This is a genomic window from Afifella sp. YEN Y35 (genome assembly GCF_047553465.1).
In the GTDB taxonomy this organism is placed as follows: Bacteria; Pseudomonadota; Alphaproteobacteria; order Rhizobiales; family Afifellaceae; genus Afifella; species Afifella aestuarii.
In genome coordinates this window covers 2,156,484-2,181,691 of record NZ_CP180203.1, presented here as the reverse complement: position 1 = coordinate 2,181,691, position 25,208 = coordinate 2,156,484, and the positions used below count along the sequence as shown (strand labels likewise).

At 66.5% G+C, this 25,208-nt stretch carries 29 protein-coding genes; 25 read left to right on the top strand and 4 right to left on the bottom strand.

Translation table 11 applies throughout. The annotated features are described in order from the left end of the window. The first annotated feature begins 69 nt into the window (after positions 1-69). From ACK8CP_RS10390 to ACK8CP_RS10360, 7 genes are all read left to right on the top strand, one after another. Positions 70-1,092 carry an LLM class flavin-dependent oxidoreductase gene (locus ACK8CP_RS10390; protein ID WP_414831704.1) on the top strand — a complete coding sequence of 341 codons (1,023 nt, stop codon included), beginning with the start codon at positions 70-72 and terminating at the stop codon, positions 1,090-1,092. 162 nt (positions 1,093-1,254) lie between these two features. Next, entirely contained in the window at positions 1,255-2,646 is a 1,392-nt protein-coding gene (locus ACK8CP_RS10385) for a diguanylate cyclase domain-containing protein (RefSeq protein ID WP_414831703.1), read from the top strand. After that, entirely contained in the window at positions 2,646-3,329 is a 684-nt protein-coding gene (locus ACK8CP_RS10380) for an EAL domain-containing protein (protein WP_414831702.1), read from the top strand. Before ACK8CP_RS10385 ends, ACK8CP_RS10380 begins: the two co-directional genes overlap by 1 nt. Positions 3,330-3,664: 335 nt before the next feature. Further along, positions 3,665-3,850 (top strand): hypothetical protein, encoded by a 186-nt coding sequence (locus tag ACK8CP_RS10375; protein ID WP_414831701.1) that lies wholly within the window; start codon positions 3,665-3,667, stop codon positions 3,848-3,850. After that, positions 3,840-4,358: a hypothetical protein gene (locus ACK8CP_RS10370; RefSeq protein ID WP_414831700.1), complete on the top strand. Its 519-nt coding sequence runs from the start codon at positions 3,840-3,842 to the stop codon at positions 4,356-4,358. The genes ACK8CP_RS10375 and ACK8CP_RS10370 overlap by 11 nt, the downstream gene beginning before the upstream one ends. A gap of 524 nt (positions 4,359-4,882) precedes the next feature. Further along, positions 4,883-5,479, top strand: coding sequence for a hypothetical protein (locus tag ACK8CP_RS10365; RefSeq protein ID WP_414831699.1), 597 nt, complete (start codon positions 4,883-4,885; stop codon positions 5,477-5,479). A 142-nt stretch (positions 5,480-5,621) separates the two neighbouring features. Next, positions 5,622-6,881: a DNA-packaging protein gene (locus ACK8CP_RS10360; RefSeq protein WP_414834238.1), complete on the top strand. Its 1,260-nt coding sequence runs from the start codon at positions 5,622-5,624 to the stop codon at positions 6,879-6,881. A gap of 71 nt (positions 6,882-6,952) precedes the next feature. On the opposite strand, the gene ACK8CP_RS10355 is transcribed toward ACK8CP_RS10360, so the two are convergent. After that, entirely contained in the window at positions 6,953-7,849 is an 897-nt protein-coding gene (locus ACK8CP_RS10355; protein WP_414831698.1) for a hypothetical protein, read from the bottom strand. A 163-nt stretch (positions 7,850-8,012) separates the two neighbouring features. Beyond that, on the bottom strand, positions 8,013-8,423 hold the full coding sequence (locus ACK8CP_RS10350; protein WP_414831697.1) for a winged helix-turn-helix transcriptional regulator: 411 nt from the start codon (positions 8,421-8,423) through the stop codon (positions 8,013-8,015). Positions 8,424-8,538: 115 nt separating this feature from the next. On the opposite strand from ACK8CP_RS10350, the gene ACK8CP_RS10345 reads away from it, so the two are divergent. Beyond that, positions 8,539-9,408 carry an SDR family oxidoreductase gene (locus ACK8CP_RS10345; RefSeq protein WP_414831696.1) on the top strand — a complete coding sequence of 290 codons (870 nt, stop codon included), beginning with the start codon at positions 8,539-8,541 and terminating at the stop codon, positions 9,406-9,408. A 160-nt stretch (positions 9,409-9,568) separates the two neighbouring features. Continuing rightward, complete coding sequence (locus ACK8CP_RS10340; protein WP_414831695.1) at positions 9,569-10,720, top strand: phage portal protein; 1,152 nt, start codon at positions 9,569-9,571, stop codon at positions 10,718-10,720. Between the two features lie 6 nt (positions 10,721-10,726). Here ACK8CP_RS10340 and ACK8CP_RS10335 read toward each other — a convergent pair whose 3' ends face one another. Further along, entirely contained in the window at positions 10,727-11,566 is an 840-nt protein-coding gene (locus tag ACK8CP_RS10335; RefSeq protein WP_414831694.1) for an EamA family transporter, read from the bottom strand. 127 nt (positions 11,567-11,693) lie between these two features. On the opposite strand from ACK8CP_RS10335, the gene ACK8CP_RS10330 reads away from it, so the two are divergent. The 8 genes from ACK8CP_RS10330 to ACK8CP_RS10295 all read left to right on the top strand — a co-directional run bounded on the left by ACK8CP_RS10330 (position 11,694) and on the right by ACK8CP_RS10295 (position 16,446). Further along, positions 11,694-12,575, top strand: coding sequence for a LysR family transcriptional regulator (locus ACK8CP_RS10330; RefSeq protein ID WP_414831693.1), 882 nt, complete (start codon positions 11,694-11,696; stop codon positions 12,573-12,575). A gap of 58 nt (positions 12,576-12,633) precedes the next feature. Then, on the top strand, positions 12,634-12,822 hold the full coding sequence (locus tag ACK8CP_RS10325; protein ID WP_092810102.1) for a hypothetical protein: 189 nt from the start codon (positions 12,634-12,636) through the stop codon (positions 12,820-12,822). A 15-nt stretch (positions 12,823-12,837) separates the two neighbouring features. Then, entirely contained in the window at positions 12,838-13,005 is a 168-nt protein-coding gene (locus ACK8CP_RS10320; RefSeq protein WP_164879654.1) for a hypothetical protein, read from the top strand. After that, entirely contained in the window at positions 13,002-13,613 is a 612-nt protein-coding gene (locus tag ACK8CP_RS10315) for an HK97 family phage prohead protease (RefSeq protein WP_414831692.1), read from the top strand. The genes ACK8CP_RS10320 and ACK8CP_RS10315 overlap by 4 nt, the downstream gene beginning before the upstream one ends. 29 nt (positions 13,614-13,642) lie before the next feature. After that, on the top strand, positions 13,643-14,962 hold the full coding sequence (locus ACK8CP_RS10310; protein ID WP_414831691.1) for a phage major capsid protein: 1,320 nt from the start codon (positions 13,643-13,645) through the stop codon (positions 14,960-14,962). Between the two features lie 142 nt (positions 14,963-15,104). Next, a complete protein-coding gene (locus ACK8CP_RS10305; protein ID WP_414831690.1) occupies positions 15,105-15,659 on the top strand; it encodes a head-tail connector protein in 555 nt (184 codons plus the stop codon). Positions 15,660-15,700: 41 nt separating this feature from the next. Further along, positions 15,701-16,033, top strand: coding sequence for a head-tail adaptor protein (locus ACK8CP_RS10300; RefSeq protein WP_414831689.1), 333 nt, complete (start codon positions 15,701-15,703; stop codon positions 16,031-16,033). Next, on the top strand, positions 16,033-16,446 hold the full coding sequence (locus ACK8CP_RS10295; protein ID WP_414831688.1) for a DUF3168 domain-containing protein: 414 nt from the start codon (positions 16,033-16,035) through the stop codon (positions 16,444-16,446). The genes ACK8CP_RS10300 and ACK8CP_RS10295 overlap by 1 nt, the downstream gene beginning before the upstream one ends. A gap of 3 nt (positions 16,447-16,449) precedes the next feature. On the opposite strand, the gene ACK8CP_RS10290 is transcribed toward ACK8CP_RS10295, so the two are convergent. Beyond that, a complete protein-coding gene (locus ACK8CP_RS10290; RefSeq protein ID WP_414831687.1) occupies positions 16,450-17,463 on the bottom strand; it encodes an oxidoreductase in 1,014 nt (337 codons plus the stop codon). A 164-nt stretch (positions 17,464-17,627) separates the two neighbouring features. On the opposite strand from ACK8CP_RS10290, the gene ACK8CP_RS10285 reads away from it, so the two are divergent. The 8 genes from ACK8CP_RS10285 to ACK8CP_RS10250 are packed head-to-tail and all read left to right on the top strand — an operon-like array spanning position 17,628 to position 25,161. Then, positions 17,628-18,035: a phage major tail protein, TP901-1 family gene (locus ACK8CP_RS10285; RefSeq protein ID WP_128292597.1), complete on the top strand. Its 408-nt coding sequence runs from the start codon at positions 17,628-17,630 to the stop codon at positions 18,033-18,035. Positions 18,036-18,047: 12 nt separating this feature from the next. Continuing rightward, the gene (locus tag ACK8CP_RS10280; protein WP_414831686.1) at positions 18,048-18,413 is read left to right on the top strand and encodes a gene transfer agent family protein; all 366 of its coding nucleotides are present in this window, start codon (positions 18,048-18,050) and stop codon (positions 18,411-18,413) included. Between the two features lie 50 nt (positions 18,414-18,463). Further along, complete coding sequence (locus ACK8CP_RS10275; protein ID WP_414834237.1) at positions 18,464-18,625, top strand: phage tail assembly chaperone; 162 nt, start codon at positions 18,464-18,466, stop codon at positions 18,623-18,625. A gap of 3 nt (positions 18,626-18,628) precedes the next feature. Further along, the gene (locus ACK8CP_RS10270) at positions 18,629-19,219 is read left to right on the top strand and encodes a phage tail tape measure protein (protein ID WP_414831685.1); all 591 of its coding nucleotides are present in this window, start codon (positions 18,629-18,631) and stop codon (positions 19,217-19,219) included. Positions 19,220-19,225: 6 nt separating this feature from the next. Beyond that, complete coding sequence (locus ACK8CP_RS10265) at positions 19,226-19,867, top strand: TIGR02217 family protein (protein ID WP_414831684.1); 642 nt, start codon at positions 19,226-19,228, stop codon at positions 19,865-19,867. Then, positions 19,864-20,787, top strand: coding sequence for a DUF2163 domain-containing protein (locus ACK8CP_RS10260; protein WP_414831683.1), 924 nt, complete (start codon positions 19,864-19,866; stop codon positions 20,785-20,787). The genes ACK8CP_RS10265 and ACK8CP_RS10260 overlap by 4 nt, the downstream gene beginning before the upstream one ends. A gap of 25 nt (positions 20,788-20,812) precedes the next feature. Continuing rightward, positions 20,813-21,271 carry a DUF6950 family protein gene (locus tag ACK8CP_RS10255; RefSeq protein ID WP_414831682.1) on the top strand — a complete coding sequence of 153 codons (459 nt, stop codon included), beginning with the start codon at positions 20,813-20,815 and terminating at the stop codon, positions 21,269-21,271. Further along, positions 21,271-25,161 carry a baseplate multidomain protein megatron gene (locus ACK8CP_RS10250; protein WP_414831681.1) on the top strand — a complete coding sequence of 1,297 codons (3,891 nt, stop codon included), beginning with the start codon at positions 21,271-21,273 and terminating at the stop codon, positions 25,159-25,161. The genes ACK8CP_RS10255 and ACK8CP_RS10250 overlap by 1 nt, the downstream gene beginning before the upstream one ends. The last annotated feature ends 47 nt before the right edge of the window (positions 25,162-25,208 follow it).

The window sequence follows — 25,208 nt, the reverse complement described above, 5'->3', positions numbered from 1 at the left end:
GTCGCATGGTCTGCGATGCTTGACCGCGCGCTGCGGGCTTCCATCTCCTCCGGAATGTCAGACAATTTGATGCTTTCCGTTCTCGATCTGGCGCCCGTGCCGGAGGGGACGAGCGCAGCGGAAGCGTTGCGCGCCACCGCGACCTTCGCCGAGGCCGCCGACCGTTTCGGTTATCACCGCCTGTGGTACGCCGAGCACCACGGCATTCCCAACATCGCCTCCGCCTCGCCGGACGTCCTGATCGGCCATGCGGCGGAGCGCACGACGCGCATTCGCGTCGGCTCCGGCGGCGTGATGCTGCCCAACCACGTGCCCTTGCGGGTGGTCGAAACCTACCGGACGCTGGAGGCGCTCTATCCGGACCGCATCGATCTCGGCATCGGCCGGGCGGGCGGCAGCGACAGCCGCACGCTGTCGGCGCTGAGGGCGGTCGACGGCGGCCAGTTCGCCCAGCAGATGGCCGAATTGATCGCCTTCGAGACAGGCGGTTTTCCCGACGGGCATCCCTACCAGGCGATCGAGGTGGTGCCGGGCGAGGTGGCGCTGCCGCCGATCTGGCTCCTCGGCTCGTCGGGCGCGAGTGCGGAGTTTTCAGGCCTCAACGGTTTCGGTTACGCCTTCGCCGGGCATTTTTCGCCGGCGCCGGCAGCCCCGGCCTTTCAGGCCTACCGCCAGGCCTTCAAGCCCTCGGACGATTTTCCGGAGCCGCGGACGCTTCTCTGCCTCGCCGCCATCTGCGCGCCGAGCGAGGAGGAGGCGGCCTATCTCGCGGGCTCGATGGAGCTCGCCTGGCTGCGCCTGCGCCAGGGCGGGCTGCGCAAGCTGTCGAGCCCGGAGGAAGCGGCCAATTACGCCTTCACGCCGCAGGACCGCGCCACCGTGGAGGCCTATCGGCGGATTGCCATCACCGGCACGCCGGACAAGGTCAGGCGGGAAATCGAGGCGCGCGCGGCCGCCTGCGACGCCGACGAGGTGATGGTGACGATGAATGTCTGGGATCCCGAAGCCCGGGTGCGAAGCCTCGATCTTCTGGCACGCGCCTTCGATCTGCCGCGGCCTTCACTCGCACCGGTTAAGACCGAATTCGCTTGAGGGATGCGTACGACAATTTTTTCGCGTAAAAGGAGAAAATGACAGCGAAGATGAAAACTGTCCAAACGGCGTTCACCAATTGAGAACCGGATTGATGAAAGCGTAGGCGCCGACATGATGCCCAGTCCGAGAAAACCTTTTTCCGCGATTCTGCAGAAGGCGTTGGATGACGTCCTGAGCTGTGCCGAATTCTGGGCCTGGGCGACGGATAAAGATCTGCGCGTCACGTATCTCTCGGCGAATTTCGAGCGGATCACCTCACTCCCGGCGGACGATTTCGTCGGATTGTCGCGCTACGACATGATTCCGGCCGGGATGACCGACGCGATGGCACGCCGGCATCGCCACGAGCTTGAAAAGCGTCTTCCCTTCGTCGGCCTGCGCTATGAATTCAACGATATCCGCGGCACGCGCTGCTTCGAGACGAGCGGCACCCCGACCTTCGACCGGCGCGGCCGCTTTCGCGGCTATCAGGGCATTGCCCGCGACGTCACCGAAGAGGTGCGCGACCAGGAGCGGCTGGAGGAGCTCGGCCGCGAGCAGCGCATCTTGAACGTTCTCTTCAACCATGTGGAACGCATGGCCAATATCGGGGCCTGGCGCTACGACCCCGAGCAAGACGTGCTGACATGGTCGGAACAGCTCTATCGCCTCTATGGCATTCCCCTCGGCGCCAGGGTGACGCTGAAGGAGGGGCTCAGCGTCTTCGCGCCCGATGTCGCCAAAGTGCTGCAGGCGGCGATCGACGAGGCGATGGGCGGCGAGCGCGCCTTCGATCTGACCTTGCCGTTTTTGTCGACGCGCGGCGAGGAGCGCTATGTCCGCGTGCTCGGCGAATGCGAAAGGCGCAACGGCAAACCCGTCAGCGTTTTCGGTACGATCCAGGACGTGACGAGCGAAAAGCGCCGCGAAGAGGAGCGGCAGCGTCTGGCGGTGAGCGATCCCCTGACCGGGCTCGGCAACCGCAACGCCTTCCGCATGGAGCTCGCCGAGGCCTTGAAGAAGCTCGGCGCGCGCAAGCGCGAGGCGGCCTTGTGCATCTTCGATCTCGACGCCTTCAAGGACATCAACGATTTCTTCGGGCACGACATCGGCGACAAGGTGTTGCGCGAAGTCGCCGACTGGCTGCGGAACACGGCGGAGCCCGGCGATCTGACGGCGCGCTCCGGCGGCGACGAATTTGCGCTTCTGACGAGCGCGGCCACGGCCGCCGAGGCGGAAGAGGCGCTCCGCCGGCGTCTGCAGCCGCTCGTGCGCCGCAGCGATTTCGGCCATTCCATCACCTACAGCTTGAGCGCCGGCATCGCGGTCTTCCCCGATGACGGGACGACGGCCGAGGATCTTCTGCGCCACGCGGACCTCGCACTCTACGAGGCGAAGCGCGGCCGCCGATCCACGATCGAGCGCTATGAGCCGCAATTGCTGCGCGAGGCGCAGAACCGCTTTCGTCTTCTCGCCGATTTCCGCGAAGGGCTCGCTTCCGGCGAGATCGAGGCGTTCTATCAGCCGCTCGTCGAGTTTTCGTCGAACCAATTGCCGGTTTCGAGGCGCTGATGCGCTGGCGCCATCCGGAGAAGGGCATCGTGCCGGCCTGCGAATTGATGCCGGTCTTCAAGGACAAGGTGCTGTCCGTCGAGCTCGGCGAATACATGCTGAGGAAAATCGTCGGCGATCTGAAAGCGTGGCGCGACGCCGGCATCGATTTCGGCCGGATCGGCTACAACGTCACCGCCGCCGATCTGCAGCAGGAGGGGTTCGCCCCGAGATTGCTCGGCGCGCTCGCCGGAGCGGGGCTCTCATCCGGCGACATCGTTCTCGAAGTGACGGAGACGAGCGTCATCGACGAGGACAACCGGGCGATCCGCGCGCATCTCGAAGCGCTGCGGGCGGCGGGCGTCGGCGTGGCGCTCGACGATTTCGGCACCGGCTTTTCCTCCCTGACGCATTTGAAGAGCCTGCCGGTCGGCGTGCTCAAGATCGATCGCAGTTTCGTGAAGGATCTGACGTTTTCGCCGGGCGACCGCGCCATCGTGCGCGCGCTCATCGGGCTCGGCAGCGAGCTCGGCTATCACATCGTGGCGGAAGGCGTGGAGACGGCGGCCGAAGCCGCCTTCCTGCACCGCGCCGGCTGCCGCTATGGCCAGGGCTATTATTTTGGCCGGCCGATGCCGGCCGACGACGTGCCGGGATTCATCGCCGAATGGGATGCTGCTGAAGAGGCGGTGCGGCGGGCGTGAGGGGGCGAAGGCCCGAGACCTCGGCGCGCGAGGATATTGAAGGATCGAGTGTCGCGCATGGTCCTTCGAAAGAATAGTCCCGGAGTCTGAACGGCTTCCGTAGGCTTCCCGCTCGGTCAAGGAATGCATGCTATAACCGAAGGTTAGAAGGCCGGCGCAGACGTGCGATCCAATGTCTTGGGTTAGTAAGAGGAAGGCGAAGGAGCCGTCATCTGCCAGTTGGAAGACCCAAGCCAATTACCCGTGACTTGTCACTACGCGACTGCGGCTAAGCCGCAGCGAAAAAGCGTGGGCGGCGCGGGGGTGTTTTTATGAGATCTTTTAGAAGATCTAGCATGAAGCACCTCCTTCCTCCGGGTCTGATCCCGGGTGCCTCCTCATATAAAGATTCCGTTTCGATTTATCCAGATCCCATGGAAGCCTATTCTTCTCGTTTGGTCACGGAAAAATCTGGTCGTATTAATGATGTGCTTCGTTTTTGGAAATCACTGATTCTTAGAGGTGTCGGTCATGGCGGATGATAGCTCCACTGAGTCGCGCGCAGAGGCTAACGAAGTTGCACAGGCATTAGGCATTGCCATGGCCCAGTGGGGCGTGGTTGAGAACCGCCTGTTCTTGCTCTACCTCGTGCTTTGTGGCGCAGGTCAGCCGCCGAACACTGCCTCAGTCACATATGAAACGCTAGTTCACCTAGATACAAAGTTAAACGTTATCGACCGTCTCATGAAGTTCCGGTCTAATGAGGCTGTTACCCTTGAAGAGTGGGCAAGCTTGCTGAACAAGGTTCGCCGGAAAATCAAGAAGGTCCGCAACAAGATCGCCCATTGGCGCATTTGGCGCAACACGGAGAAAGGACGGGCATTCCTCGGGCCGCCGTTGTTCGTCCACCCAGACCAAGTCCCCGATTTTGGATCACCGCAGAGTGGCGCAATGACAGCGCATGACCTGTTAGATCATGCGGACCGCTTCACGGAATTGGCGGATCAGATAGAGAAATTCATGAAAAACATGCGTTTACAACATATTTGAATGTCTGAATTAAGACGCCTATCATCATCAGATGATCAAAATTTTCTATGCTGGCAAGAAGAGGCCTCGAACCTCCATTCTTTTGCCTGTAACATTTCGGGAGTGAATTTAATTTTCTTATCCGCAGATAGATTATCTGGTGTAGTGCTGTGTTGGTCTGTTTTGGGCGGTGTGTCCAAATCGCGTTCTTCGGCTTATCTGTCAATAGGAAAAAATTCCTTGACGACCGTGCGGTGCTTTGCTAGGGTTCAGGTACGGTCGGAGATGTGCGGCTGACGCACGGTTTGGGGCCGATCGTTTTCCGAGATTTTTGGGGTTTGCGCGGCGCTGCTGGGGCGGGGCCGGGGAGTGCGCTTGTCCTCATCTGCTTGCACGCTTGCCCGATCGCATTTGTTCTTGAGTGTTCGTTCGAGCGCGCTTTGTCGCTCGCTCATGGCTGGCGGGCTGCGGGTCCGGGCGGCGGTGTGACGAGCTGATCCCGCCTTCCGGCCGGGCTTTTCAATACGTTCAGATGCGGAGGGGTTTTGGCCGAGGAAGCTGACTGGGCCGCGATCCGGGCTGCCTATGAGGACGGCGCGGCGCCGCTGTCCGCCATCCGCCGGCGCTTTCATGTGAGTGCGGGGGCGATCGCCGAGCGCCGCCGCCGCGAGGGCTGGACGCCGCGCTCCAGCGATCTGGCAGCGATCAGCCGTCAGAGGGCGGCGGAGCGTGAGGAGCGGGCGAAGGCCGAAGCCGGGTCTGGAGACGGATCGACGAAGATTTCTGCCGGGGGGCGCGGCGGCGCTGGGGCGCTGGCCGCTGGGGCGCGCGGAAACGGGCGCAGTTCGGGCTCAGGGTCGCGCGCGAAAACGCCGGAGCGGCCGCCAGGACGGGTCGAACGGCTTCTCCGGCTCGTCGATGCCGAGCTCGGGCGGCTGGAAGCGCGGTTTTCGAGGGAGGGCGAGGTGGACGAGAAGGATGTGCGGCTCCTGTCGGAGGCGGCGCGCATGCTGGACCGGGCCGAGGCGCTGGCGCGCAAGGGCGGCGAGAAAGCGCCGAGCGAAACGGACGATCAGGACTGGCTGCGCGCCGAGCTGTCGCGGCGGATCGTGTCCTTGAAGAAGCGCGCCGGGCAGCGGTGAGGCCGCGCGGAGGCCCCTGAGCGTCGCGACAACACGAACAGGTGGCCTGGCCGCCGGGGAGGCGGCGATGCGCCCGAAATGCCCGCCGGGCCTGCGCGCCGAATGGACGGCGCTTATCGGCGCCGAGGATCTCGACACGGCGATGTCGGAAAAGAGTTCAGACGAACTCGCCCGGCTTCTCGACTGGCGGCTTTGGGCCCGGCCCGACCAGCTGCCGCCCGAGGGCGACTGGACGGTCTGGCTCTATCTCGGCGGGCGCGGCGCCGGCAAGACGCGCGCCGGGGCGGAATGGGTGAAAGGGCTGGCGCTCGGTCAGCGCCCCTTTGCCCGCGAGCCGCTGGAGCGCATCGCGCTCGTCGGCGAGACGCTCGCCGATGTGCGCGACGTGATGGTGGAGGGGCCGTCAGGGCTTTTGGGCCTGCACCGGCCGAGCGAGCGGCCGAGCTTTTCGACGACGCGGCGCCGGCTCCTGTGGCCGAACGGGGCCCAGGCGCTGATGTTTTCCTCGCAGGATCCCGAAAGCCTGCGCGGGCCGCAGTTTCACGCCGCCTGGTGCGACGAGCTCGCCAAGTGGACCTATGCCGAGGCGACCTTCGACATGCTGCAATTCGGGCTCCGGCTTGGGCTGAACCCGCGCCAGCTCGTGACGACGACGCCGCGCAACGTGCCGCTCGTCAAGCGGCTTCTGGCGGCGCCGCGAACGGCCGTGACCAAGGCGACGACGGCGATGAACGCCGCCAATCTGGCGCCGGGTTTTCTGGAGGCCGTCGTCGGGCGCTATCGCGGCACGAGGCTCGGGCGCCAGGAGCTCGATGCAGAACTGATTTCCGACCGGCCGGATGCGCTCTTCAAGCGCGCCGATATCGAGGCGGGGCGGGTCGAGACGGCGCCGGAGCTGATCCGCGTGGTCGTCGCCGTCGATCCGCCGGCCTCGTCGGGGCGCGAGGCCGATGCCTGCGGGATCGTGGCGGCCGGGCGCGGGGCGGACGGGTTCGGCTATGTGCTCGCCGACAAGACGGCGCAGGGGCTTTCGCCCGCCGGCTGGGCGGGGCGGGCCGTCGACCTCTTTCACGCGCTCTCCGCCGACCGGCTGGTGGCGGAGGCGAACCAGGGCGGCGACATGGTGGCCGCCGTCATCCGCCAGGCCGATCCGGGCGTCCCCGTGCGCCTCGTCCATGCGAGCCGCGGCAAGGTGGTGCGCGCCGAGCCGGTCGCCGCCCTCTACGAGCAGGGGCGCATCCGCCATGTCGGCGTGCTGCCGGAGCTCGAAGACGAAATGGCCGATTTCGGCCTCGGCGGGCTCTCCTCGGGCCACTCGCCGGACCGGGTCGACGCGCTCGTCTGGGCGCTGACCGACCTGATGCTGACCGGCGGCGGCGAGGCGCGGGTGCGGCGGATTTGAGGGGGCGCGGAGGTAAGGCCTTCGGCAGTAAACGCAATACCAAGCGAGGAGCAGCTCTATTGCACGCTAAGCTAGTTTTCGCCGTCCTCATGTTGGTCATGGAAGGCGTGAAACCGGCCGATTCGCTCCCCCTCGAGAAACTGCTCATCCCCCACACGCCAAAGATTGAAACGAAGACTCTGTGTCTTGTCGAAGACGTCCTGCCAGTAGATTGCTCCCGTCACCCTACCAGGATGGGCTCCATCAAAGAGTGGAACTCCAGAAATTTCATCATCTCTCCATGTCAAAAAAGTTTCCCCGGTCCCGCCGGCGGGGATGACTCCGCAAATATTATGAGATTCTCGACTTACCGTTGTGATGCTGTCAAAGGGAAATTTTGGAGAGATGGCTGGAGTTGGGAATATAATTCTACCACGAACTTTAATATCCGATGCAGGAGATTGACCATTATTAGTCAATTCAACGGAAACTTTGATTCCGTTTTCGCTGCGGCGGTAATTTGCCCCATTGCATGTCAGATATGCGCGGACTTGTGCTTCGCCAATCTCTCTAGTGACGACCACGGTATTACTAGCGGCCTCAACGGCTTTTCTTGTCTCGAAGAGCGTCCAGACTATGGCGATGGTGCCAACGGCCACAAGCAAAGTTTGAAAAAATGTCCAGAAACTCTGCCACCAGGCGAGTTCAGCTGATCTAATGCTAGCTTCAGCCGCGCGGTTCTGAGCTATCAAGTCGTCGCGTTCACGTTGGTCGCTTTCGCGATCACGGCCGTGGCGCGCCTCTCTTTCTTCAGGGGGCTCGACTATCCGGACCGGAATCGAAAATTCATCTCTCTCGGGATGTTGTTCTGCACTCTCTGCACGGTTATCTTGACCTAGATTGCTCGCCAATACTCTGTCGATGCAAGGGGCTTGTAAGCTTAGGAATGTTCCAATTGCAATTGCGGCGTGCCGATAGCGTATGGGCATCCTAGCTGGAATCCACGTTGAATCTCCGTAGCATTCCGCAGGTTGAGCTCATTCTCGTCAATAGCAATCTCACATAGTCGCATGGCTAGTCGGGCTCAGGTTGCGCCCGCCGGCCATCTCGCGCCTGATGATGCTGTTGGCACATTTTTAGACCGCTGTGTCGTTACGCCGCCTCGGCCATTTTCTGGCGGGCTTCGACGACAGAGGCGAAGTTGGTTTCGGCCCAGTCGATGAGGGTCAGAAGCGGGCCGGCGAGGCTTTTGCCGAGGGGGGTGAGCGAATAGGTGACCTGCGGCGGCACGGTCGGCTGCACGTCGCGGTCGATGAAGCCGTCGGATTGCAGCCGGCGCAACGTCTGGGTCAGCATGCGCTTGGAGATGTCCGGCACGGCGCGGGCGAGCGCGCTGAAGCGTTTCGGGCCGCCGGCGAGCGCTGAGAGAATGAGGATCGACCAGCGGTCGCCGATATGGTCGAGGAGGTTGCGCACCGGGCAGCGTGTCGCGTCGAAATCGAATTGCATCCAGCTTTCGAATTTTTCACCGAGCGCGCGGTGCGGCTCCAGCTCTTGCGCCATCTCGACCTCCATAAGGGGCTTGTCGGTAACCTGGTGACGGGAAAGTGCCGTCTTCTCTGATCGATATACGGTCTCTAAATGAGACTATGTCAAGACAAGAGACCGGAGAATTCCGATGAGCACCAATCCACGTTATGCCGTCACCGGCGCGAGCGGCCAGCTCGGGCGCCTCGTCATTGCCGACCTCGTCCGCCGCGTCGGCGCCGAGGCGGTTGTCGCGATCGTGCGCGATCCCGCGAAGTCCGCAGGTCTTTTCCCTGAGGGCGTCACGATCCGTGAAGGCGATTACGAACGCCCGGAAACGCTCGATGCCGCCTTTGCCGGTGTGGAGCGGCTGTTGCTGATTTCCTCAAACGCCGTCGGACGCCGCGCGGGCCAGCACCGCAATGTCGTGGAGGCGGCAAAGCGTGCCGGTGTTCAGCGCATCGCCTATACGAGCCTGCTGCATGCCGACCGGTCCACGCTCGGACTGGCCGAGGAGCACCGCGACACCGAAGCGGCGCTGGCCACAAGCGGTCTCGCCGTCACGCTGCTGCGCAACGGCTGGTACACGGAGAATTACGCCGCCTCGATCCCGCCGGCGCTGGAGCATGGCGCCCTGATGGGGAGTGCCGATGGCGGGCGGATCGCAAGCGCTGCCCGCGCCGATTATGCGGAAGCGGCGGCCGTCGCGCTGGTCGATGACACCGAGCCGCGCCAAGTTCACGAACTCGCCGGCGACGAGGCCTATACGCTCACCGAATTCGCCGCCGAAATCTCGCGCCAGTCGGGCCAGACGGTCGCCTATGCCGACATGCCCGAGGCGGAGTATCGCGAAGCGCTCAAGAGCGCCGGCCTGCCGGACGGGGTGGCGGCGATGCTCGCCGATTCCGATGCCGGCGCCGCCAAGGGCGATCTTTTCGACGACACACACGAACTGTCGCGGCTGATCGGCCGGCCGACGACGCCTTTCGCGGCAACGATCGAGGCGGCTCTGAAGGGCTGATCCGGCGGGGTCTCCCTGTTTGGGCCATCCCGCAAGCTTATCCCTCACCCGGCCGGTCTCACCGGTCCCCCTCTCCCCGGCGGGGAGAGGACGGGTGCGGGTTCAAGCGTCGGGAGCGGCCGCGCGTCTCGAAAATGCCGCCTGAACAAGGGAGACACGCATGCGCTGGTGGAGACAAGCGCCGGAGGCGAAAGCCTCGCGCACGGGACCGCTGATCGCCTTTGCACGCACCGGCGCGCCGGTGTGGACGCCGCGCCATTACGCGGCGCTCGCCCGGCGCGGCTATATGGAAAATGCCATCGTCTACCGCGCCGTGCGGCTGATTTCCGAGGCGGCGGCCTCCGTGCCGCTGCTTCTTTATGAGGGGGAGCGAGAGCTCGCCGAGCATCCGCTTCTGGCGCTTCTCGCCCGGCCCAATCCACGCGAGGCCGGGGCGGAGCTGCTCGAGGCGGCCTATGGCCATCTCCTGACCGCCGGCAATGCCTATCTGGAGGCGGTGGCGGGCTCAGACGGTGAGATCCGCGAAATCTATGCGCTGCGGCCGGACCGGATGAAGGTGATTGCCGGGCCCGAGGGCTGGGCGGAGGCGTATGAATATACGGTCGCCGGGCGCAGCCTGCGCTTTCAGATGCCGGAGGAGGGGCTGTCGCCGATCCTGCATCTGACGCTCTTTCATCCGCTCAACGATTATTACGGGTTTGCCCCGCTCGAAGCCGCGCAGAAGGCGCTCGACCTCCACAACGAGGCGTCGGCCTGGAACAAGGCGCTTCTGGAGAATGCCGCACGACCTTCCGGTGCACTCGTCTATCAGGGGCCGGAAGGGGCGAACCTGTCGGAAGACCAGTTCGCCCGCCTGAAAGGCGAGCTCACAGAGAATTTCGAGGGCGCGGCCAATGCCGGACGGCCACTTCTCCTGGAGGGTGGACTCTCCTGGCAGGCGATGAGCCTGTCGCCGAGGGACATGGATTTTCTGGAAGCGAAGAACGCCGCGGCGCGCGAGATCGCGCTCGCCTTCGGCGTGCCGCCGATGCTGCTCGGCATTCCGGGCGACAACACCTATTCCAATTACCAGGAGGCGAACCGGGCGCTGTGGCGCCAGACGGTCTTGCCACTGATCGGGCGCATGACGGGTGCGCTGTCGAATTGGCTGGCGCCTTCCTTCGGCGAGCGCCTGCGCCTTGCCTATGACGCCGATCAGATCGATGCGCTCGCTGCCGACCGGGCGGAACGCTGGAAACGGCTGTCGGAGGCGAGTTTTTTGACCGACGACGAAAAGCGCGAGGCCCTGGGTTACGGGCCGCTCGAGGCGTGACGGTTTTCAGGCCTTCATCAGGGCGAGGCCGCAGGCGATGCAGGCGGCCGAGATCCACCGCCAGCGGCTGACGGGTTCGCGCAGGACGAAGGCGGCGATGAGCGCGGCAAAGAGGATGCTCGATTCCCGCAGTGCGGCGACGAGCGCGATCGGCGCCTGCGTGAACGCCCAGACCGCGATCCAATAAGAGCCGAGCGACATCGCCCCGGCGGCGACGCCGCTTTTCCAGGCGGGCCGGAGGCCGGCGAAGGCGGCGCGGCCATGCCGGAGGGCGATGAAGGCCGTGAGGAGAGCGGTATCGCCGATGACCATCCACAGGACGAAGCCGGACGGTGTGCCGGCGACGCGCGCGCCGAGGCCGTCGAGGAGCGTGTAGCTGGCGGTGAAGCCGGCCGTGCCGAGGGCGAAGAAGAGGGCATGCCCGTCCATGCGGCCGGAGGTCGAGCCCTTCGCCGCCATCAGGAGAATGCCGGCCGAGATGGCGCCGATGGCGACGAGAGCGGACGGCGCAAAGGTGGCATCGAGAAACAGGACGGAGATGACCGTGACGAAGATCGGCGCAGCGCCGCGGGCGAGCGGATAGGCCTGGCTGAGATCGGCGCGCGCATAGGCTTCGATGAGAAAGAGCTTGTAGCCGGCATGAAGGGCGGCCGCAGCCGCGATCATCGGGAAGGCGGCTGCCGCCGGCCGGTCGACGAAGGGCAGCGCGACGGCTGCGATCGCCGCCTGCGCGATGGCGAGGAGCAGGATCGTGGAGACGCGGTCGAGCCCGACCTTCACCACGGAATTCCATCCGGCATGGAGAAGGGCGGCGAGGATGACCGCGGCGAAGACGTGATTGTCCATGCAGGCTTTCCAGGAGAGGGGTCTGCGGCCGCAGGCAGCGCGGCGTGATGTGTCGTTTCCTCTTCTGGATGATTGCGCTTTCTTGGAAAAACGATGATTTTTGGCGCTTGGTGTGAGGAAAACGCACATGAAGCGCGGTGCTCTTCCGCTCAATGCCCTGCGCGCCTTCGAGGCGACGATGCGGCATGGCCAGATGCGGCTTGCCGCCGACGAGCTCGGCGTGACGCATGGCGCCGTCAGCCGCCAGGTGCGGCTTTTGGAGGAGATCCTTGAGGTTCCGCTGTTCGAGGGGCCGCGCAACAAGCTGGTGCCGACGCAGACGGCGCTGGAGCTCGAACCGGCCCTGACCGAGGCCTTCGACGGCATCGAGGTGGCGGTCGCCCGCGCCATGCAGAGCGAGAGCCGGTTTCTCGACGTCTCCTGCACGGGCACGCTCGCCATGCGCTGGCTGATCCCGCGGCTCGTCGATTTCCAGGCGGCGCATCCGAAGATCGAGGTGCGGCTGACCGGCGAATACGGGCCGGTGGATTTCTCCCGCCATCGTTTCGACGTGGCGATCCGCGTCGGCCGCGCGCCCTGGGGCGACGCGGAGGTGACGGAGCTGTTTGCCGAGGCGGCCGGGCCGGTGGTGAGCCCGAAGCTTGCCGCGAGCGTCGATCTCGACGCGCCGGAGACGCTTCATGCGCTGCCGGTGCTGCATACGAAGACGCGGCCGGCGGCCTGGGCCGATTGGTGCCGTGAGATGGATCTGGCGCCGCCGGCGGGCGGGCGCGTCTTCGAGCATTTCTACTTCCTGCTCGAAGCGGCGACGGCCGGGCTCGGAGTGGCGATCGCGCCCGAAGTGCTGGTGCGCGACGATGTTGCGGCGGGTCGGCTTCTGGCACCTTTCGGCTTTGCCCCGACGGGGCAGGTCTATGTCGCACTGAGGCCGCGCCGGCCGAACCGCGATGCGCAGCTTTTCATCGCCTGGCTGGAAGACGCGGCGGTCGCGCCCGGCCCGGCAGGCTGATCCGGGCGCCGGCCGGTTCTCCGGCTGGGCGAACATCACAGGAAGCGAAGGGGTGACGATGCCTGAGCTCACCAAGACCTTCGCCGAACGGGGCGATCTGGCGCATCTGGCGCTGTTTCTGTGGGCGTCGGGCGCCTCCGGGCTTCTCGTCTGGAGCCTGCGCGAGCTCGCCGCCTCCAACCGGCGTTTCAACGATTTCGTCAAGGAGATCGCACAGCTGAACCGGCTGTTCCGCGACCATTCCTGAACTTTCGAGGCCACGATGAAGAGACTTTGGAACGCGCTGTTGCCGGCGCGAACGGACCATCGCGCCGTCTTTTCGGAATTCGCCGTCAGGCTTCTGGGGGCGATCGCCGAGCAGAGATTTGCGCGCCACGGAAACGGCGCTGCCGGCGAGACCGGCAGGCCGCGTTTCCGGGTGGTGCGATGAGGGCGCGCGCCCGGCACGGGCCGGACATCCGCCCCGGCACCACGGCCTTGCGCGAAAGCCTGCAGGAGATCGGCGCCGATGGGCGCTTCTCCGGCTATGCGAGCCTGTTCGGCCGGCGCGATCTGGCCGGCGATATCGTCATGCCGGGCGCCTTCGCGAGCTCCTTGAAGGCGCGCGGGGCGGCCGGCATCCGCATGCTCTTCCAGCACGATCCGGCCGAGCCGATCGGTGTGTGGGAGGAGATTCGCGAAGATCGGCGCGGGCTTTTCGTGCGCGGACAGCTGACGCTCGACGTGGCGCGGGCGCGCGAGGTGCATGCGCTGTTGAAGGCGGGCGGGCTCGACGGGCTGTCGATCGGCTACCGCACGCTGCGCGGGCGCAAGGACCGGCGGGCCGGCATCCGGCGCCTCTACGAGATCGACCTCTGGGAGGTCTCGATCGTCACCTTTCCGATGCTGACGGAGGCACGCATCGCCTCCGTCAAGACAAGCGAGGCGGGGCTTTCCGCAAGGTTTTTGGACGCCGCGCGGCGCCTGACACCCGCGCGGCCGAAAGCTGCTGGGCCGAAAGCTGTCAGGCCGCGGCGTGCGGCACCGGCCTTTTCCTGAAGACGCGAAACCAAGAGGACGAAATGACGATGTCTGCCCGAACGGCCGAGTTGCGCCCGGCGCTGGAAAACAAGATGCATGGCGATGGCCTTGCCGAGACCAAGGCGGGGCCGACGCCTGAAGTGGGCGCCGCCTTCGACGAATTCATGAACGCCTTCGAGGCCTTCAAGGAGGCCAATGACGAGCGGCTCGGCGAGATCGAGCGGCGCCTTGCCCCCGATGTCGTCACCGAGGAGAAGGTGGCGCGCCTCAACGACGTGCTCGACCGGCAGGAACGGGCGATCGAACGCCTGACGATCGAGGGACGGCGGCCGCGGCTTTCCGGCGGCACCGGGGCAGAGCCGCGTCTGGAACGCGCCGGTGCCGATCTCTCCGGCCATGGCGCCGCCTTCTCCCGCTACCTGCGGGCGGGCGAGACCGCGGCTCTTGCACGGCTCGAGCGAAAGGCGATGGCGATCGGCGCCTCCGACGGCGCGGATGGCGGCTATCTGGTGCCGGACGAGACGGAAGCGGAGATCGGCCGCAGGCTTGTCGAGGTGTCGCCGATCCGGGCGATTGCGAGCACGATCACCGTTTCGGGCAGCCTCTACAAAAAGCCGTTCGCGGTGAGCGGGCCGGCGACCGGCTGGGTCGGCGAGACGGATGCGCGGCCCGAAACCGACACGCCGGTTCTCGATGCGCTCGAATATCTGGTGATGGAGCTTTATGCGATGCCCGCGGCGACGGGCGCGCTTCTCGACGATGCGATCGTCGATCTCTCCGCCTGGCTGGCCGGCGAGGTCGATCAGGCCTTTGCCGAACAGGAGAGCGCGGCCTTCGTCAAAGGCGACGGCAACAAGAAGCCGACGGGATTTCTCGCCGTGCCGAATGTCGCCGAAAGCGCCTGGGAATGGGGCAAGCTCGGCACGCTTTCGACCGGGGTTTCCGGTGGCTTTCCGGCCGACATGCCGAGCGATCTTCTGATCGACCTCGTCTATGCGCTGAAGGCCGGCTACCGCCAGAACGCCCATTTCGTCATGAACCGGCGCACCGAGGCGGCGATCCGCAAACTGAAGGACGCCGACGGCAATTATGTCTGGGCACCGCCGGCGGGGCTCGGCAGCCGCGCCACGATCATGAATTTCCCGGTCGTGGACGCCGAAGACATGCCCGACATCGCCGCAGGCTCCCTGTCGATCGCTTTCGGCGATTTTTCGCGCGGCTATCTGATCGTCGACCGCCAGGGCATCCGCATCCTGCGCGATCCCTATTCGGCCAAGCCCTACGTGCTTTTTTACACCACGAAACGGGTCGGCGGCGGCGTTCTTAATTTTGAAGCGATCAAATTTGTCAAGTTCAGCGCAAGCTAGGCGTGCGAAGAAGGGTCGTCACCGACCTGAGGGTGCTGCCCTCATGTGATCCGGGGTCCCGCTCCTGCACCCCCATCCTCCGACGGGGCCCCGGCCTGCGGCCTGCCTTCGGGCAGGCCGCTCCTTTTTTCCAAGGTGACATATGCAACGCATTCTTCTGGAAGGCCCGGAGGTGGAGCCCGTGTCGCTCGCCGAGGCGAAGGCGCATCTGCGCGTCGAGCACGAGGCCGAAGACGAGCTCATCTCCGCTTACCTCGTCGCCGCGCGCGTGGCGCTCGAAGGCGATCTCCGAAAAGTCCTGATCGCCCAAGCATGGCGCCTCGTCCTGACGGACCGGCCGCAAGCCGGGCGTGTGCGCCTGCCGATCCGCCCGCTCCTGTCGGTGGATGCCGCGCGGCTCATGACGGCTTCAGGCGAAAGGCTCCTCGAAGAGGACGAGATTTCGCTTGGGGGCGCGGCGGACGAGCTCCGGCTCGACACGCGGCGTTGGGGAATGATCCGCCTCGAAATCGACGTCACCGCGGGGTTCGGCGAGACCGCAGCCGAGGTGCCGGCGCCCTTGCGCCAGGCGATCCTGTTGCGTGCCGCCCATTGGTACGAGCATCGCGGCGCGGCGCTCGCGGCCGATGGGCCCGGCGCACTGCCGGCGGGCTACGAGCGGCTGATTGCGCCGTTTCGCGAGCTGGTGCCGGCATGAGCGCGGCGCGCCGACGGTCGAGGCACTCCGGAATGCGAGCTGTGACGCAACCTGTGACCAGGCCGGGCCGGCTTTCCCGGCGCATGGTCTGGGAACGGCCGGTGACCGCGCCCGACGGGCTCGGCGGCGAGAGCCTAGACTATCTGCCGATCGGGCATGTCTGGGCCGATCTCCGCCCCGGGACGGCGCGCGATGTGGCGCTCGGCGAAGGCCGGGTCGGTGAGGTGACGCACGAGATTGTCGTGCGGCGCGAGGTGGGGCTTCTGGCGGGCGACCGGCTGCGGCTCGGCGCGCGGCTGTTTCTCTGCGTCATCTGCCACGACCCCGACGTGAGCGGCCGCTTCACCCGCGCCGAAGCCGTGGAGGAAGTCTGATGGGTGCCGAAGAGGCCCTGCAGCGGGCGATTTATGAACGGCTTGCGGGCGATGCGGCGCTCGTCGCCCTGATCGGCGCCGACAAGGTCTTCGATCATGTGCCGCGGAATATGAGCGCGCCTTACGTGCATCTCGGCGAGATGGAGGTGACGCCCGTGGCCGCCGGCAGCGGTGCGGAGACGAAGCTCGTCGAGATCGTCTTCTCGCTCGTCGCCTTTTCGCGCGGCCGCGGCCGCCGCGAGACGCTCGGATTGGCCGCGGCTTTGCGCGATCTGCTGCATGATGCCGATTTCACGCTCGCCGGCTTCACGCTCGTCGCCTGCCGCTTCGTCCAGATGAAGACGAGCGGCGCCGGCGAGGCGAGCGGCCGGCGCGCGGTGCTGAAATTTCGCGCCGTGGTGGAGGAGGCGTGAGCCTCACTCGGCCTCCCAGGTGAGGCCGGTGAGGTGTTGGCTGAGGGTCCACAGGCGTTTGGCGGCGTCGGGATCGACGGCGTAGGCGCGCACGCCGGTCGTCAGACGCGTCGAGGGGTCTGAGGCGTTTTCGACGGTTTCCGGCGCGATCGGCGCGACGTCGCAATCATCGCAATAGACGCCGCCCATGCCGTCGAGGTCCGGGCTGACGGCGCACCAGACGGAGGTGGCGGCCCCCTGGGGGATCGTCTTCAGCGAGCGGGCCGGATCGATGACCGGTTCGCCGTTGTCGTCGATGGCGCCCATATCGCGCAGCCTCGACGGATCGAGATGGCGGCCGAGATCGGTCGCGACGATGCCGCCCGGATGCAGCGAGAAGGCGCGCACGCCATGGCTTTCGCCCCGCCGGTCGAGCTCCAGCGCAAAGAGGATGTTGGCCGTCTTCGACTGGCCGTAGCCGAGCCAGGGGTCGTAGCCGCGCCGCTCGAAATTGACGTCGTCGAACATGACGGGCGAGAAGCGGTGGCCGCGCGAGGAGAGCTCCACGACGCGTGCGCCGCCCGCTGCGCCGGCCGCCTTCAGGGCCGGCCAGAGCCGCGCCGTCAGCTGGAAATGCCCGAGATGGTTGGTGGAGAACTGGGATTCGTAGCCGCGCGCATCGCGCGCCAAGGGCGGCGCCATGACGCCGGCATTGTTGACGAGAATGTCGAGGGCCCGGCCGGAGGCGAGAAAGGTCTCGGCGAAGGCATCGATGGAGGCAGGGTCCATGAGGTCCATCGGCGCCGAGGAGACGCGCGCAAGACCGGCGAGGGCGCGCTCGGCCTTTGCCTGATCGCGCACCGGGACGACGATTTCGGCACCGGCGCCGGCAAGCACGCGCACCGTCTCGAGGCCGATGCCGGCATAGCCGCCGGTGACAATGGCTGTCTTGCCGGAGAGATCGATGCCGGAAACGACCTCTTCGGCGGTGGAGGCGGCACCGAAACGGGAGCCGATCGGGGCCTGGGAACTGGGCATGGGGCGAGAACTCCGTTTGGGACGAGACCGGGAGATAGGGTCTCGTCCGGGCGGCGGCTTGCCTGATCCTGTCAATTGCTTGTCCGCTTGAGCGAAGCTTCTTCGCCGAGATCCCCCGGGCGGTGCTCCGAAACCTCTGCCTGAAATCAGCGGGAGAACCCATCATGAGTGCCCAGAAAGGCAAGGACCTGCTCCTGAAACTGGAGCGGGACGGACAATTCGTGACTGTCGCCGGGCTCCGCGCCAGGCGGATTTCGTTCAACCAGGCGAGCGTCGACATCACCAATACCGATTCCGCCGGGCGCTGGCGCGAGCTTCTGGAGGGCGCGGGCGTGAAGCGGGCGGGGCTTTCGGGCTCCGGCGTGTTTCGCGACCAGGCGAGCGACGCGACGATCCGCGAGATCTTCTTTGCCGGCACGATCGTCGCCTGGCAGGTGGTGATCCCGGATTTCGGCACGGTGACGGGCCCGTTTCAGGTGACGGGGCTTGAATATTCCGGCGAGCATGACGGCGAGGTCGCCTACGATCTGGCGCTCGAATCCGCCGGTGAACTCGCCTTTGCGGCGTTGTGAGCGGAGGCGGAGATGGCCAATTCCCATCGCGGCGAGATCGATGCGGTGCTCGGCGGCGAGACGCGCAGGCTCTGTTTGACGCTCGGTGCGCTCGCCGAGCTCGAAGCCGCCTTCAAGGCCGACGATCTGGTGGCGCTTGCGGCACGCTTCGAGACGGGCCGGCTGTCGGCCCGCGATCTCATCCGCATCCTGGGTGCGGGTCTGAGGGGCGCGGGCGAAGCGATCTCCGACGACGAGGTGGCGGTGTTGCGGTCGGACGGGGGCGCGGCCGGCTTTGCCAGGATCGCGGCGGAGCTTTTGCGGGCGACTTTCGGGGCTCCGCAGGGAGACGCCGGCGGTTCCGACGCCCAGGGCGAAACTCCAAAAAACCCTCTTTAGCCGCAGACGGCAGGACAGGCGGCGCGAACGCCTTTCCCTGGCACGAGGCGATCGCTTTCGGCCTTGCCGTTCTGCGGCTTTCTCCACGCGATTTCTGGGCGATGACGCCGCGCGAGTTTTCGGCCTGCCGCACGGCTTTGTGCGGGGCGGGCAAGACGCCGCTCACAGCGGGCGAGCTCGCGCGGCTGATGGCGCGCTTTCCCGATCGGTAGGACATGATGGCAGACGATTTCGATTTCGGCTCGGACGAGTTGTCCGGGAGCGCTGAGACGCTGTCGGCGACGCTCGGCGACCTTCAGCATCTGGCGGACGGGTTCGGGCGCTCCATGACGAGCGCCTTCCGCCAGGCGGCGGTGGAGGGACGACGCTTCGACAGCGTTTTGAAGAGCCTGTCGCTCGGCCTGTCGCGCCGTGCCCTCAATGCCGCGCTCGCGCCGATCGCCGGCGGGTTGTCCGGCGCGCTCACTTCTGTGTTTGGATCATTCCTGGGCGGTTTCGCCCAAGGCGGGGTGTTCACGGGCGGCAAGGTCACGCCCTTTGCTTCCGGCGGTGTCGTCGCCGCGCCGAGCTATTTTCAGACGGGCAGCGGCATCGGCCTGATGGGGGAGGCGGGGGCGGAGGCGATCCTGCCCTTGCGGCGCGGCGCCGACGGGCGGCTCGGTGTTGCAGCCGCGGGCGCCGGGGGGCCGCCCGTCCACGTCACCTTCAACGTGACGACGCAAGATGCGGCGAGCTTCCGCCGGTCCGAAGCCGAAATGACGGCGATGCTGGCGCGGGCCGTGTCGCGCGGCCGGCGGGGGCTGTGAGCCGTCATGTCCGCAGGGTTTCACGAGGTTTCGTTTCCGCTGGCGCTCGCCTTCGGCTCGTCCGGCGGACCGGAGCGGCGCACCGAGGTGGTGACGCTCGCCTCCGGGCGTGAGGAGCGCAACCAGCGCTGGGCGGATTCCAGGCGCCGCTACAATGTCGGCTCGGGCGTGCGCTCGCGCGCCGATATGGAACGGCTGATCGCTTTTTTCGAAGAACGGCGCGGCCGGCTCTATGGATTTCGCTTCCGCGACCGCAGCGATTTTTCCTCCGCGCCGGTGCCGGCCGAGCCCGGCCCCTTCGATCAGCGGATCGGCACGGGCGATGGCGAGACGACGGAATTTCTCCTGGTGAAGCGTTACGGCGACGGGCTCGCCCCGTGGCTGCGTGCGATCGAAAAGCCCGTGGCGGGCACCATCCGCGTTGCGGTCGGCGGGGTGGAGAAGGGGGCGGGAGCATTCTCGCTCGACGCCGCCACCGGGCGCATCACCTTTTCCTCCGGCCATGTGCCGGCGGCGGGGGCGGCGGTCACCGCCGGCTTCCTCTTCGACGTGCCGGTGCGCTTCGACACCGACCGCCTGGACATTGATCTTGCCGCCTTCGAGGCGGGCGAGGCGCCTTCCGTCCCGATTGTGGAGATCAAGCCGTGAAGGATTTTTCCGCTGCGCTGACCGCGCATCTTGAAGCGGGCGTCACGAGCCTCTGCGCCTGCTGGACGCTGATCCGCGCCGACGGGGTGAGGCTCGGTTTCACCGATCACGACCGCACACTCGTCTTCGGCGGGGTGACCTATGAGCCGCAGAACGGGCTGACGGCGTCGGGCGGCGTCGCCCATGCGGGGCTCGAAGTCGGCGGCCTCGATGTCGCCGGGGCGCTGAGTTCCGAACGGCTGTCGGAGGAGGATCTCCTCGCCGGGCTCTATGACAATGCCCGCGTCGAGATGTGGCTCGTCAATTGGGCGGCGCCCGACATGCGCCATCTGATGCGGATCGCTTCGATCGGCGAGGTGACGCGCGAGGACCATGCCTTCAAGGCCGAGCTGCGGGGGCTCGCGCACGCGCTCGACCAGGAGAGCGGCCGGCTCTTTGCGCATCTCTGCGACGCCGATCTCGGCGACAGCCGCTGCCGGGTGGATCTTGCGGCCCTGCGCATCGAGGCGGTCGTGACGGCGACGGACGAGGCCGGTTGGATCGAGGCCGGCGAGCTTGGAGCAGAGGGTGGCGCAGGAGAGGGTGTGGCGGATGGCAGCCTGGCGCGCGGGCTTCTGACGTTTCTCTCCGGCGCCAACGAGGGCCGCGCCATCGAAGTGGCACGCCACGCTGTCGAGGGGACGGTGCACCGCGTGACGCTGTGGCAGAAGATGGAGCGGCCGATCGCCGTCGGCGACCGGTTTGCGGTGACGCCCGGCTGCGACAAGCGGCTGGCGACCTGCCGCGAACGTTTCGGCAATACGGCGAATTTCCGCGGCTTTCCGCACATGCCGGGCAACGATTTCGTCTGGTCGGTGGCAAGCGGCGGCGAGGTCAGCACCACGACGCCCTTCATCGGGCGCCCGGGCCCGAACGAATGAAGACCGAACGGGTCGGGGCCGGCGCATGGAAAAGGTGACCCGTGCGGCGATCGTGGGCGCGGCAAGGCGCTGGATCGGCACGCCCTATCGCCATCAGGCCGCCCTGCGCGGCGTCGGTGCCGATTGTCTCGGCCTCGTGCGCGGCGTGTGGCGCGAGATCTATGGCGAAGAGGCGGAGATACCGCCCGCCTATACGCCCGACTGGGCGGAGGCGCGGGGCGAAGAAACGCTGAGAGACGCCGCGCGCCGGCATCTCTGCGAGATCGAGATTTCAGCGGCGCGGGCCGGTGATGTGCTCCTCTTCCGCTGGCGAAGGGGGCTGCCGGCAAAGCATGCGGCGATCCTTTCCGGCGAGGCGACGATGATCCACGCGCATGAAGGGGCGGCGGTGGCCGAAGTGGCGCTGGTGCCCGCCTGGCGGCGGCGCATCGCCTATGCCTTCGCGTTTCCCAATCTCGATGACAACGACGCGGAGGAGGGCTGATGGCGACGCTTCTGTTGAGCGCGGCGGGCGCGAGCCTCGGCGGCATTTTCGGCGGGGTGGGGGCGATCGCCGGACGCGCGCTCGGTGCGCTTGCGGGCTATGCGATCGACCGCAGCGTATTTTCCTCCGAGCGCAAGGCGGAAGGCGCGCGGCTTTCCGACCTGACGGTGCAGAGTTCGACCGAAGGTGCCCCGATCCCGCGCGTCTATGGCCGCGTGCGTCTGGCCGGCCAGGTGATCTGGGCGACGGATTTCGAGGAAGTCGCGACGACCGACACGCAGCGCGCGGGCGGCAAGGGCGGCGGCAGCAAGGTGACGACGACCACCTACAGCTATTTCGCCAATTTTGCCGTGGCGCTGTGCGAAGGCGATGTGGCGCATATCGGCAGGATCTGGGCAGACGGAAAACCGCTCGATCCCTCGCTCGTCACCCTGCGCATCTATAAGGGCAACGAGGACCAGTTGCCCGACCCGCTGATTGCCGCGCATGAGGAGGAGCCGCCTTCCTATCGTGGCACCGCCTATGTCGTCTTCGAGCGTCTGGCGCTGGCGGAATTCGGCAATCGCATCCCGCAGCTCTCATTCGAGATTTTGCGCCCTGTCGGCAGCATCGAAAAGGATATCCGCGCCGTCTGCGTGATCCCGGGGGCGGGCGAATTCGTCTACGACACGGCACTTCGTCTCAGTGAGGGCGATCCCGGCACCTATGCCACCGCCAACACCTTTGCGCGCCGCGAGGAGGCGGATTTCGAGACTTCGCTCGACGAGCTCATGGATCTCTGCCCGCGGCTCGAATGGGTGACGCTGGTCGTCGCCTGGTTCGGCAACGATCTGCGCGCGCCCGAATGTCTGATCCAGCCGATGGTCGACGATGCCCATAAGCGGATCTCTGGCGGCGACTGGTCGGTGGCCGGGCTTGCCCGCAGCGAGGCGGAGGTCGTCTCCTATATCGACGGACGGGCGGCCTATGGCGGCACGCCGAGCGACGAGACCGTCATCAGGGCGATCCGCGAACTGAAGGCGCGCGGCCTGAAGGTGGCGGTTCTGCCCTTCGTGCTGATGGATGTCGCGGCGGACAATGCGCTTCCCGATCCGCGCAGCGGCGAGGCGGGGCAGCCGCCCTATCCCTGGCGCGGGCGCATCACGCTCTCCGTGGCGCCGGGTCGTGCCGGTTCGCCCGACAAGAGCGCGGCGGCGGCAGACGAGATCGCGGATTTTCTGGGCGAGGCGTCGCTCGGCCAGTTTTCGGTGGGCGCCGGGGGTGTTTCTTATTCCGGGCCGACGGATTGGCGCTATCGCCGCTTCATCCTGCACAATGCGCATCTGGCGAAGGCGGCGGGCGGGGTCGACGCGTTTCTTGTGGGCTCGGAAATGGTGGCGCTGAGCCAGATCCGTGGGCAAGGAAACCGCTATCCGTTTGTCGAGGCGCTGCGCGTGCTGCGTGGCGAATGCCGTCAGGTGCTGGGGCCGGCGACGAAAATCTCCTATGCGGCCGACTGGTCGGAATATTTCGGTCATCAGCCGGCGGATGGCTCCGGCGACGTCTTCTTCCATCTCGACCCGTTCTGGGCGGAGGCCGATTTCGTCGGCATCGACATTTACTGGCCGCTTGCCGACTGGCGCGACGAGCCAGGCCATGCCGACGAGGCGGCCGGGAGGTCGATCTACCGCTGCGATTATCTGCGCAAGAACCTCGCGGCCGGCGAAGGCTTCGACTGGTATTACGCCTCCGACGAGGACCGGAAGGCGCAGCGGCGCAGCAGGGTCACCGACGGGACGGCCGGAAAGCCCTGGGTGTTTCGCTTCAAGGACATCGAGAGCTGGTGGGAAAACCGGCATTACGACCGGCCCGGCGGCGTGGAACAGGCAACGCCGACGGCCTGGGTGCCGTTGTCGAAACCGATCTGGTTCACCGAATTCGGCTGTCCGGCCGTCGACAAGGGCGCGAACCAGCCGAACGTTTTTTACGATCCGAAATCGTCGGAAGGCGCGCTGCCGCATTTTTCCGCCGGCGAGCGAGATGATCTGATCCAGCGGCGCACGATCGAGGCGCTTCTGTCCGCCTATGACCCGAGCCATGCCGATTATGCGGGGATGAACCGGGATGGGCCGAACGGTCCGATGGTCGATCCGGCGCATCTCACACTCTGGACCTGGGATGCCAGGCCCTATCCTTGGTTTCCTGCGCTCGAGGATGTCTGGGGCGATGCACCGAACTGGCGGTTCGGACACTGGCTCAACGGACGGCTCGGCGCCATGGACCTTGCCCGGCTGATCGAGGCGGTGCTGTCAGATCACGGTTTCGATGCGGCGGAAGTCGTCGATGTGCACGGGCTCGTCGAAGGTTTCGTCGTCGGCGAGCGGTCGTCGGCCCGCGCGACGCTCGAACCGCTTTTGTCCGCCTATGGTGTCGACGCCGCCGATGCCGGCACGACAATCCGGTTTCGCGGGCGGGCGCGGCCGATGGATGCGAGCCTGTCGGACACGCGGCTCGTCGATGCGACCGATGCGCCGCTGACCACGCGAAAACGGGCGCAGGAGACGGAGCTTGCCGCGGAAGTGGCACTGCGCACCCTGTCTCCGGACAACGATTACCGCATGGCGGCGGCGCATTCGCGCCGGCTCGCCGGGAGAAGCCGCCGCGTCCTGACGCTCGATCTGCCGATCGTGGCGCGCGATGCGGAGGCCGAAGCGCTCGCCGAGGCGATGCTCGCCGATCTGTGGCGGGGGCGTGAGCAGATCTCCTTCGCGCTGCCGCCGAGCTTTTCCGCGCTCGATGCGGGCGATGCGGTGCGGCTCACCCTGGAGGGGCGGTCCGACACCTTTCTGGTGACGCGGATTGCCGATGGCGAGACGCGCGAAGTGGAGGCGCGGCGGGTGACGTTGCGGCGCAAGGCGATGGTGCCGGCCACGCCGACGCCGCCGGGGATCGTGACGCCGCCGGCCTATGGTCCGCCGCTCGTCCATGCGATGGAGCTGCCGGCGCCGGCCGATGGCGAGAAGGCGCATCAGCCGCGGCTCGCCGCCTTCGCCGAGCCCTGGCCCGGCACGCTCGCCGTCTATCAGGGCGAGGCGGGGGGCGGTTTTTCCTTTCTGTCGACGATCGCAACCCGGGCCACCTGCGGCCGGCTCGCGACGGCTCTGAGGCCCGGCCCGCTCGGCCGCTTCGACCGTGCCAATACGCCGGAGGTGACGCTCTATGGCGGGGCGCTCGCCTCGCTGCCGGAGATCGATGTGCTGGCGGGCGGCAATCTCGCGGCGGTCAAAGCCGATGATGGCAGCTGGGAAGTTTTGCAATTCACCACGGCCGAGTTGATCGGCGCCTCCCGCTATCGTCTCGCCCGGTTGTTGCGCGGGCAGGGCGGCAGCGAGACTGCGATGGCGGCGGGTGCGAGCGCCGGCAATGCTTTCGTGCTCCTGAACGACGCGGTCGCCGTGCTGCCGATGGGGCTCGACGAGATCGGGCGGGACAAGCGTCTGCGCATCGGGCCGATCGCCGAAAGCCATGCGGCGGCGAGTTTTGTCGAGATCGCCGTCACGCCCGAGGGGCGGGGGCTGAAGCCGGCGAGCCCGGTGCATCTGCGGGCAAGGCGCGTTTCCGCGACGGGCGATGTGGCGCTGTCCTGGATCCGGCGCACGCGCTTTGGCGGCGACAGCTGGGCGCTCGCCGACGTGCCGCTCAACGAGACACGCGAAGCCTATCATCTGGAGATTTTGGACGGCGGTGCCGTGCGACGCGAGGTGGAAACGGCAGGGCCGGGCTTTGCCTATGACGCCGCCGCGCAGCTCGCCGATTTCGGCGCTTTGCCGGAGGTGCTGACCGTGCGTGTCGCACAGCTCTCGGAGACGATCGGGCCGGGCTTTGCGGCCGAGGCGACGCTTCGCCTCTGACGGGGGCGGCACCGGGACAGGCTTTTCGAACACAGAGAGGGAGAGCG

Bases quoted from the DNA above. Each gene is read 5' to 3' on its own strand.
- ACK8CP_RS10390 (WP_414831704.1), top strand. From the start codon at position 70: ATGCTTTCCGTTCTCGATCTGGCGCCCGTGCCGGAGGGGACGAGCGCA.
- ACK8CP_RS10380 (WP_414831702.1), top strand. From the start codon at position 2,646: ATGCGCTGGCGCCATCCGGAGAAGGGCATCGTGCCGGCCTGCGAATTG.
- ACK8CP_RS10375 (WP_414831701.1), top strand. From the start codon at position 3,665: ATGAAGCACCTCCTTCCTCCGGGTCTGATCCCGGGTGCCTCCTCATAT.
- ACK8CP_RS10370 (WP_414831700.1), top strand. From the start codon at position 3,840: ATGGCGGATGATAGCTCCACTGAGTCGCGCGCAGAGGCTAACGAAGTT.
- ACK8CP_RS10360 (WP_414834238.1), top strand. From the start codon at position 5,622: ATGTCGGAAAAGAGTTCAGACGAACTCGCCCGGCTTCTCGACTGGCGG.
- ACK8CP_RS10355 (WP_414831698.1), bottom strand. From the start codon at position 7,849: ATGCCCATACGCTATCGGCACGCCGCAATTGCAATTGGAACATTCCTA.
- ACK8CP_RS10350 (WP_414831697.1), bottom strand. From the start codon at position 8,423: ATGGCGCAAGAGCTGGAGCCGCACCGCGCGCTCGGTGAAAAATTCGAA.
- ACK8CP_RS10345 (WP_414831696.1), top strand. From the start codon at position 8,539: ATGAGCACCAATCCACGTTATGCCGTCACCGGCGCGAGCGGCCAGCTC.
- ACK8CP_RS10340 (WP_414831695.1), top strand. From the start codon at position 9,569: ATGCGCTGGTGGAGACAAGCGCCGGAGGCGAAAGCCTCGCGCACGGGA.
- ACK8CP_RS10335 (WP_414831694.1), bottom strand. From the start codon at position 11,566: ATGGACAATCACGTCTTCGCCGCGGTCATCCTCGCCGCCCTTCTCCAT.
- ACK8CP_RS10330 (WP_414831693.1), top strand. From the start codon at position 11,694: ATGAAGCGCGGTGCTCTTCCGCTCAATGCCCTGCGCGCCTTCGAGGCG.
- ACK8CP_RS10325 (WP_092810102.1), top strand. From the start codon at position 12,634: ATGCCTGAGCTCACCAAGACCTTCGCCGAACGGGGCGATCTGGCGCAT.
- ACK8CP_RS10320 (WP_164879654.1), top strand. From the start codon at position 12,838: ATGAAGAGACTTTGGAACGCGCTGTTGCCGGCGCGAACGGACCATCGC.
- ACK8CP_RS10315 (WP_414831692.1), top strand. From the start codon at position 13,002: ATGAGGGCGCGCGCCCGGCACGGGCCGGACATCCGCCCCGGCACCACG.
- ACK8CP_RS10310 (WP_414831691.1), top strand. From the start codon at position 13,643: ATGTCTGCCCGAACGGCCGAGTTGCGCCCGGCGCTGGAAAACAAGATG.
- ACK8CP_RS10305 (WP_414831690.1), top strand. From the start codon at position 15,105: ATGCAACGCATTCTTCTGGAAGGCCCGGAGGTGGAGCCCGTGTCGCTC.
- ACK8CP_RS10295 (WP_414831688.1), top strand. From the start codon at position 16,033: ATGGGTGCCGAAGAGGCCCTGCAGCGGGCGATTTATGAACGGCTTGCG.
- ACK8CP_RS10290 (WP_414831687.1), bottom strand. From the start codon at position 17,463: ATGCCCAGTTCCCAGGCCCCGATCGGCTCCCGTTTCGGTGCCGCCTCC.
- ACK8CP_RS10285 (WP_128292597.1), top strand. From the start codon at position 17,628: ATGAGTGCCCAGAAAGGCAAGGACCTGCTCCTGAAACTGGAGCGGGAC.
- ACK8CP_RS10280 (WP_414831686.1), top strand. From the start codon at position 18,048: ATGGCCAATTCCCATCGCGGCGAGATCGATGCGGTGCTCGGCGGCGAG.
- ACK8CP_RS10270 (WP_414831685.1), top strand. From the start codon at position 18,629: ATGATGGCAGACGATTTCGATTTCGGCTCGGACGAGTTGTCCGGGAGC.
- ACK8CP_RS10265 (WP_414831684.1), top strand. From the start codon at position 19,226: ATGTCCGCAGGGTTTCACGAGGTTTCGTTTCCGCTGGCGCTCGCCTTC.
- ACK8CP_RS10255 (WP_414831682.1), top strand. From the start codon at position 20,813: ATGGAAAAGGTGACCCGTGCGGCGATCGTGGGCGCGGCAAGGCGCTGG.
- ACK8CP_RS10250 (WP_414831681.1), top strand. From the start codon at position 21,271: ATGGCGACGCTTCTGTTGAGCGCGGCGGGCGCGAGCCTCGGCGGCATT.